Origin of the sequence: Pseudomonas sp. TAE6080, from assembly GCF_018732265.1 — a bacterium.
Lineage (GTDB): Bacteria > Pseudomonadota > Gammaproteobacteria > Pseudomonadales > Pseudomonadaceae > Aquipseudomonas > Aquipseudomonas brenneri.
Map to the genome: position 1 here is coordinate 65156 of NZ_JAHIDY010000031.1, position 6059 is coordinate 71214.

Sequence of the window (6059 nt, forward strand, 5' to 3'; positions counted from 1 at the left end):
TCCGCGTTATCGTTGTAGCGCTTCGCGAGCAAGCTCGCTCCTACAGGTGTTATTCAGCCGGGTCTTTCGCGGTCTCGGTGTCATCAGCAGCCACTTCACCTTCGGCATCCGGGTTCAGTGCGCCAGCTTCTTCGTCAGCTGCAGCTTTCTTGCGTTGCAGCTTTTCCTCTTTCTTCTGTTCCTTGGCCAAGTCTCTCTGACGTTTGGCGAAGGAGTAATTAGGTTTTGCCATGGGCGATCCTCTGGGGTCGAAGGTGAGGTTGAGCGGCGGCTATTCTGCCTTTAAACGCGTCCCAAGGGGTAATCGGGTTTCAGAATCGCCTCTCAAGATTAAACGTTAGTCGACATTAACCGTTTCGTAAGTACCACTGGCGCCACAGGCGTAAGTGGCAAGCAGGCTGCGCAACAGGCTATTGAGGTGCATGGCTCGGACTCCAAAAGGGGGTGATGAGCCGATCATAGGCTGCGTGCGGCACTTTGGCTGGTTGATTCTGTCGATCAGTCTGATAGCCTAAAGTTGTATACAATTTGTTGATTCAGATCATTGGAACCTCTGCCTGCCTCAGGCAACCTTGTCGCACATGCGTTTTTTAAACCCTGCCTTGGAGATTCACATGTTTGCCAAAATCGTTGCTGTTTCCCTGCTGACTCTGGCTAGCGGCCAGTTGCTTGCTGCAGAGTGCAAGGTCACCGTCGATTCCACCGACCAGATGTCCTTCGATACCAAAGCCATTGAGATCGACAAGAGCTGCAAGACGTTCACCGTTGATCTGAAACACTCCGGCAACCTGCCGAAGAACGTCATGGGTCACAACTGGGTGTTGACCACTGAGGCTGATATGCAGCCGGTTGCAACCGAGGGCATGGCCGCCGGTATCGACAAGAACTACTTGAAAGAAGGCGACACCCGCATCATCGCCCATACCAAGATCATCGGCGCTGGTGAAACCGACTCGGTGACCTTCGACGTGTCCAAGCTCAAGGCTGATGGCAAATACATGTTCTTCTGCTCGTTCCCAGGCCACATCTCGATGATGAAAGGCACTGTGACCCTGAAGTAAGGCTCAAGACCGCGTTATCGTTCATCGCAGGCAAGCCAGCTCCTACATTTTGATTTGTGAATACATTCAAATGTGGGAGCGGGCTTGCCCGCGATAGCGGTCTGACAATCAATACACAACCACCCGGCCTACCTCACGGCGCAAACGGCATCACCCGCTTGTGCTCAGTCTTGCGATAGGTATCGCAGATAATCCTGAACGCCTCTTCACGCACCGGCTCACCGTGCAGGAACGCATCGATCTCGGTATAGGTCACGCCATGGGACGCTTCATCCGGCTTGCCCGGTGACAGGTCTTCCAGGTCGGCGGTCGGGATCTTCTCCACCAGCGACTCAGGCGCACCAAAGTGCCGGGCAATCGCGCGTACCTGGTTTTTCACCAGGCCGCTCAACGGTGCCAGGTCGCAGGCGCCGTCCCCGAACTTGGTGAAAAAGCCCATCACGGCTTCCGCCGCATGGTCGGTGCCGATCACCAGGCCGCTCGCCGCGCCGGCGATGGTGTATTGCGCGATCATGCGCATCCGCGCCTTGGTATTGCCCAGCACAAAGTCACGGGACACCGCCGCCTTGCCTTCGAAGGCCGCCACTTCATTGGCCAGGGCCTTGACCGCCGGGCCGATATTCACCGTGTGGCGCTCGTCGGGGTTGATAAAGTCGACGCTGGCCTGGGCATCGTGTTCGTCGAACTGGGTCTCGTAAGGCAGGCGCACCGCGATAAAGCGGTAAGCCTCATCACCTTTGAGGGCGCGCAGCTCTTTCATTGCCCGTTGGGCCAGGAGGCCAGCGGTCAGGGAGTCGACGCCGCCGCTGATGCCCAGCACGAGGGTCTTGAGCCCCGAATTGAGCAGACAGTCCTGGATAAAGGTAATCCGCCGGGCCACTTCCGCTGCAAGGGCGGCGTGGTCCTGGAACGGTGGTTGAACCTTGAGCTGTTGGGCAATCTCACGCTGTACGGCTTGCATGATTCACTCCTCGCTAGAGATGGCAGGTACTTTGAAAACGTGGCGCAAATAGGCGACGAAGTTCGGATCCGTGCAATGGGTCTTGCCCGCTTCATCGGAGATCTTCGCCACGGGCTGGCCATTGCAGGCAGTCATTTTAAGCACGATGCTCATCGGTTCCACACCTGGAATGTCGCAGGTCAGGTTGGTGCCGATGCCAAAGCTGACATTGATCCGACCGCGCAGCGCCCGGAAAATCTCCAGGGCCTTGGGCAGCGTCAGGCTGTCGGAGAACACCAGGGTCTTGCTCATCGGCTCGATGCCCAGCTTGTGGTAATGGGCGATGGCCTTTTCGGCCCACTGCACCGGGTCGCCAGAGTCGTGGCGCAGGCCGTCGAACAGCTTGGCGAAGTACAGATCGAAATCGCTGAGGAAGGCATCGGTGGTGATGCAATCGGTCAGGGCGATGCCCAGCAGGCCACGGTACTCGCGGACCCAGCAATCGAGGGCGGCGATCTGGCTGTCGATCAGCCGCGGGCCCAGTTGCTGGTGGGCCATGATCCATTCGTGGGCCATGGTGCCCAGCGGCTTCATGTCCAGCTCGCGAGCCAGGTGCACGTTGCTGGTGCCGACGAAACGGCCGGGGAAGTCGTGCTTGAGCACATTCACCACTTCCTCCTGCACGCGGTAGGAGAAGCGGCGGCGGGTGCCGAAGTCTGCGACCTGCAATTCGGCCAGTTCGTCGCTGCTGGCATTCGCGCTCAGCCAATCGAACTTGCGATACAGCTGTTCGCGCGCCTGCTCCAGGATGATGGTCTGGTAGCGATAACGGTTGCGCACTTCGCTGACGATGGCCAGCAGTGGCACTTCAAACAGGATCACGTGCAGCCACGGGCCGCGCAGGCGGATAAACAACTCGCCGTTCTCGATGCCGGTCTGCACATAGCGCAGGTTGAAGCGAAACAGACCGAGGAAGCGCAGGAAGTCCGGCTTCATGAAGCTGATGCGTTCCAGAAAGCCCAGTTGATCCGGGCTCAGGCTCAACTCGGCCAGGCGCTCGATCTGGTAGCGGATTTCTGCCAGATACGGGCGCAGGTCTTCGCTGTTACGGCAACGGAATTCCCATTCAACTTCCACATTGGGGTAGTTGTGCAGCACCGCCTGCATCATGGTCAGCTTGTAGAAGTCGGTGTCGAGCAGGTTCTGCACGATGCGATCGGCAAACACACTCTCGCTCATAACGGGAATCTCCAAACAAGAATGGCGCTAGTGGCGCATAGACCCGTGTTGTTTTGCCAGAGGTTTTTTTGTTGTGGCCTCTGGCGTCATCGCAGGCAAGCCAGCTCCCACAGGAGAATGCATTCCAAATGTGGGAGCATTCCAGGGGCTAAACAACTTGCTCCATCATCCACTTCACAAAGTCCCGCACCTTGGGCACCTCCGCCGAATGCTCCGGGTACGCCAGGTAGTACGCATCCTGGCTGGGCATTGCGTGCTGCCAGGGGATCACCAACTTGCCGTCTGCCAGCTCCTCTTCCACCAAAAAACGTGGCAACAGCGCCACGCCACAACCCACCTGGGCCGCCCGGATGCACATATAGAAGGTATCAAAGCGCGGCCCATGGTAGCTGTGCTCGGTCTGGTAGCCGAGGCTGGCGAACCAGTCGTGCCAGCCTTGGGGGCGCGAGGCATTTTGCAGCAGCACCAGGTTGCTCAGTTGCGTGGGATCAGTGAAAGGCTGGGTGGGCAGGCTCTCTGGGGCGCACACCGGCACCAGTTCCTCGCTGAACAACTTGAGGCTCTCGGTGCCCGGCCGCGAGCCTGCGCCGAAGTAGAAGGCCAGGTCAGCCTTGCCTTGCAGCAGTTCATCCGGCGTCTGCTCGTTGCACAGGTCCAGGTGGATCTGCGGGTGGCGCAGGCGCCAGCCCTTGAGCCGTGGTACCAGCCAGCGCGCGCCGAAGGTGTAGGGTGTGGACACCCGCAGTACTTCGGTCTCGCCGCCGTAGGAGCGCAGGTAGTGGGTCGACATTTCCACCTGGCTGAGGATCTTGCGCACTTCCACCAGATACAGGTCGCCCGCCGGAGTCATCTGCAAGCGGCGGCGCACCCGGCGAAACAGCAGGTGTTGCAGCAACTCTTCCAATTGTGCGACCTGCTTGCTGACGGCGCTCTGCGTGAGGTTCAGCTCCTCGGCGGCACGGGTGAAACTCAGGTGGCGGGTCACGGCCTCGAAGCACTGCAGGGCGGTGATCGAGGGCAAATGTCTTTTATTGAGCACGGCCTGCCTCTTTTTTGTTTTGGCATGAATAAACGGAATGATATCTCGCCTAATCGTCGTTTGTTGGTAAGTCCGGGGCCGGCTACAAATAAGGCCTGGATCGCCGTGTTGGCCGCGGCGCAATTTTTGTGTGGATTGAAGGAGTGACCCATGGTTGCCGCATTGCTTGATCGTCTCGGCGTAGACCCGGCGTTGTACCAGGCCGGTAAACAGCCTGTGCATTCACCCATCGATGGCAGTCGCATCGCCAGTGTGCACTGGGAAGGGGCCGCCGAGGTCGAGCAGCAGGTCAGTCGCGCCGAGCATGCATTCGACGCCTGGCGCAAGGTGCCGGCACCCCGTCGCGGTGAACTGGTGCGCCAGTTCGGCGACTTGCTGCGTGAGTACAAGGCCGACCTGGGCGAACTGGTGTCCTGGGAAGCCGGCAAGATCACCCAGGAAGGCCTGGGTGAAGTGCAGGAAATGATCGACATCTGCGACTTCGCCGTGGGCCTGTCGCGCCAGCTGTATGGCTTGACCATCGCCTCCGAGCGTCCGGGCCACCATATGCGTGAGACCTGGCACCCGCTGGGCGTGGTTGGCGTGATCAGCGCCTTCAACTTCCCGGTCGCGGTGTGGGCGTGGAACACCGCGCTGGCGCTGGTGTGCGGCAACGCGGTGATCTGGAAACCCTCGGAAAAGACCCCACTCACCGCCCTGGCCTGCCAGGCGTTGTTCGAGCGGGTAGCGAAGAACTTCAGCGACGCGCCACCGTACCTCAGCCAGGTGGTCATTGGCGGTCGCGACGCCGGTGCAGCCTTGGTGGACGACCCGCGCGTAGCGCTGATCAGCGCCACCGGCAGCACGCGCATGGGCCGTGAAGTGGCGCCCAAGGTCGCCGCGCGGTTTGCCCGCAGCATTCTTGAGCTGGGGGGCAACAACGCGATGATCCTCGGCCCAAGCGCCGACCTGGACATGGCCGTGCGCGCCATTCTGTTCAGCGCGGTGGGTACTGCTGGTCAACGCTGCACCAGCCTGCGTCGGTTGATCGCCCATGAATCGGTCAAGGAGGAGATCGTCACGCGCCTCAAGGCGGCGTATTCCAAGGTGCGCATCGGCCATCCGCTGGAAGGCAACCTGGTCGGCCCGCTGATCGACAAGCACAGCTTCGACAATATGCAGGACGCCCTGGAGCAGGCCTTGAGCGAAGGTGGCCGGGTGTTCGGTGGCAAGCGCCAGTTGGAAGATAAGTTCCCCCATGGCTACTACGTCTCGCCAGCGATTGTGGAGATGCCCGAGCAGAGCGATGTGGTGCGCAGCGAAACGTTCGCGCCGATCCTCTACGTGATCGGCTACCGCGATTTTACCGAAGCTCTGCGCCTGAACAACGAAGTGCCCCAGGGGCTGTCGTCATGCATCTTCACCACTGATGTGCGCGAAGCCGAGCAGTTCATGTCGGCGGTGGGCAGCGACTGCGGGATCGCCAACGTCAATATCGGCCCGAGCGGTGCAGAGATCGGCGGCGCGTTTGGTGGCGAGAAAGAAACCGGTGGCGGGCGTGAATCGGGCTCGGATGCGTGGCGCGGGTACATGCGCCGGCAGACCAATACCGTGAACTATTCGCTGGAATTGCCGCTAGCGCAGGGCATTACCTTCGACTGAGCCTCCAGCCCAAATGCGGTCAATGTGGGAGCTGGTTTGCCTGCGATGGCGATGGCGAATCCAATACCGCTATCGCAGGCAATCTGAACTGGCCTAATGAATTTGGACACATCAATAGGGCGCTATGATGGCGCCCAAA

At 59.9% G+C, this 6059-nt stretch carries 6 protein-coding genes; 2 read left to right on the forward strand and 4 right to left on the reverse strand.

Features of this window, described 5'->3' with window-relative positions:
* Positions 1-49 precede the first annotated feature (49 nt).
* Positions 50-232: a hypothetical protein gene (locus tag KL786_RS21380; RefSeq protein ID WP_032862024.1), complete on the reverse strand. Its 183-nt coding sequence runs from the start codon at positions 230-232 to the stop codon at positions 50-52.
* Positions 233-614: 382 nt separating this feature from the next.
* On the opposite strand from KL786_RS21380, the gene azu reads away from it, so the two are divergent.
* Positions 615-1061 carry an azurin gene (gene azu, locus KL786_RS21385; protein WP_215518906.1) on the forward strand — a complete coding sequence of 149 codons (447 nt, stop codon included), beginning with the start codon at positions 615-617 and terminating at the stop codon, positions 1059-1061.
* A gap of 133 nt (positions 1062-1194) precedes the next feature.
* Here the strand turns inward: azu and nadE are convergent, their stop codons facing one another.
* From nadE to KL786_RS21400, 3 genes are all read right to left on the reverse strand, one after another.
* Entirely contained in the window at positions 1195-2022 is an 828-nt protein-coding gene (gene nadE, locus KL786_RS21390) for an NAD(+) synthase (protein WP_215518907.1), read from the reverse strand.
* Positions 2023-2025: 3 nt separating this feature from the next.
* On the reverse strand, positions 2026-3240 hold the full coding sequence (gene pncB, locus KL786_RS21395) for a nicotinate phosphoribosyltransferase (RefSeq protein WP_029300515.1): 1215 nt from the start codon (positions 3238-3240) through the stop codon (positions 2026-2028).
* Between the two features lie 148 nt (positions 3241-3388).
* Complete coding sequence (locus tag KL786_RS21400) at positions 3389-4279, reverse strand: LysR family transcriptional regulator (protein ID WP_215518908.1); 891 nt, start codon at positions 4277-4279, stop codon at positions 3389-3391.
* 150 nt (positions 4280-4429) lie between these two features.
* On the opposite strand from KL786_RS21400, the gene amaB reads away from it, so the two are divergent.
* The gene (amaB, locus tag KL786_RS21405; RefSeq protein ID WP_215518909.1) at positions 4430-5920 is read left to right on the forward strand and encodes an L-piperidine-6-carboxylate dehydrogenase; all 1491 of its coding nucleotides are present in this window, start codon (positions 4430-4432) and stop codon (positions 5918-5920) included.
* Positions 5921-6059 lie beyond the last annotated feature (139 nt).

Excerpts from the sequence above, each read along its gene's own strand:
- amaB (WP_215518909.1), top strand. The coding sequence starts at position 4,430 with ATGGTTGCCGCATTGCTTGATCGTCTCGGCGTAGACCCGGCGTTGTAC.
- KL786_RS21380 (WP_032862024.1), bottom strand. The coding sequence starts at position 232 with ATGGCAAAACCTAATTACTCCTTCGCCAAACGTCAGAGAGACTTGGCC.
- pncB (WP_029300515.1), bottom strand. The coding sequence starts at position 3,240 with ATGAGCGAGAGTGTGTTTGCCGATCGCATCGTGCAGAACCTGCTCGAC.
- nadE (WP_215518907.1), bottom strand. The coding sequence starts at position 2,022 with ATGCAAGCCGTACAGCGTGAGATTGCCCAACAGCTCAAGGTTCAACCA.
- azu (WP_215518906.1), top strand. The coding sequence starts at position 615 with ATGTTTGCCAAAATCGTTGCTGTTTCCCTGCTGACTCTGGCTAGCGGC.